Here is a 1,311-nt window from a genome sequence, read left to right as displayed (position 1 = left end):
TCACCTTCTAGGACACTAGACCAGACACCTTTATCTCCACGTTTCATAATAATGGTTTTAGCAGGTTGAGCATCATTATCTAATGAATCATAGATATTCAATACTACACTTTTGGCAGTTGGAGACCATAATTTAATAGTTGTTTGCTTCTTATCATAAGTAACACCTAAATCATTACCATCATAAGCATATTTATCATCAAAAGCCTTTGAACGAACGTAACTACCAAGATCAATAGCTTTGTAATTACCTTTTAATCCAATTTGATTATTATCAAGAATATCTAAATCTTGAGTAGTTGTAATTTCAAACTTCTTACTTCTACCATTACTATCTGGATCAACAGCGGTTATCTTTGCAATTGAATTATTATCATTAAGCGTTAAATCAGCTTTAGCCTCATCAGCGCTCATCTTCTTACCAGTTTCAATAGCTACTGTATTAGGAGAAGTCATCGAAGCAGAAGTTACACTTTGTTGAGCTAAGGCAAAACTTTCAGTATAGTAAGCTGTATAGTCTTTATTAACCAAATAAATATTAGTTGGTTTAGTACCTGGTAATAGAGTAAAGCTTCTAGCTGCAGTATCTGAACCTACTGGTGCTACAAATACCTGTTTAAATTTCTTATCGGTTAAAGTAATATTACCAGTATGATTCTTATCAAGCGTTACTGTTTGTGCCTTATCCTTATTATCATCAGTCCATACTTTTATTTGTTTAACATCATTATTATTGTAATAATGAACAGTTACACTTCCGCCGTTAAATACTGGGGTTACCTTTTGCTGATCATCGCTCTTTTCTTTATACCATACTTCTGCCTTACCATTATCATCAACGGTAATAGCTCTATCTTGACCAGAGCCATCTTTACTCCAATCATTAACACCTTTTATTAAAGTGCCAATTTGTTGGTAATTATTATCTAAAGTAATATTAGCATAGTAACCATAGTCATCCTTGCCATCCCACTTATATTGAGTACCACTACTATTTGGCTTCTTTCCCCAAATATATGGTACCCACTTTGTACCATCACCATTAAAGTGAATAGTTACATCAGTAGTATTACTAATAACATGTTGGTTAGGTTTTTGTGTTTGTTTTTTAGGTATTGGCGCAAAGCTCTTAGAATAATAAGCTTTTGAGTCATTATTGACTACATAAATATCTGCAGTTTCACTACCCGGCATTGGTTTAAAAGTTCTAGGAATTTTATCAGCTTCTACTGGTTCAACATAGATTTCATGGAAACCTATTTTAGTATCAGTAAAGTTAAAATCTGCTTCATTATTTTTATCTAAACTTACT

Annotated in this window: 1 protein-coding gene; it reads right to left on the bottom strand. The window is 32.6% G+C overall.

What is annotated here, in order from left to right:
* Positions 1-1,311: pullulanase-associated domain-containing protein (locus FC37_RS08530; protein WP_275452829.1), on the bottom strand; the 1,311-nt coding region annotated here is incomplete at both ends.

Origin of the sequence: Lactobacillus gallinarum DSM 10532 = JCM 2011 (genome assembly GCF_001434975.1) — a bacterium.
GTDB lineage: Bacteria > Bacillota > Bacilli > Lactobacillales > Lactobacillaceae > Lactobacillus > Lactobacillus gallinarum.
Note: the sequence above shows the minus strand (reverse complement) of the source record. Positions and strands in the feature narration are given on the sequence as shown.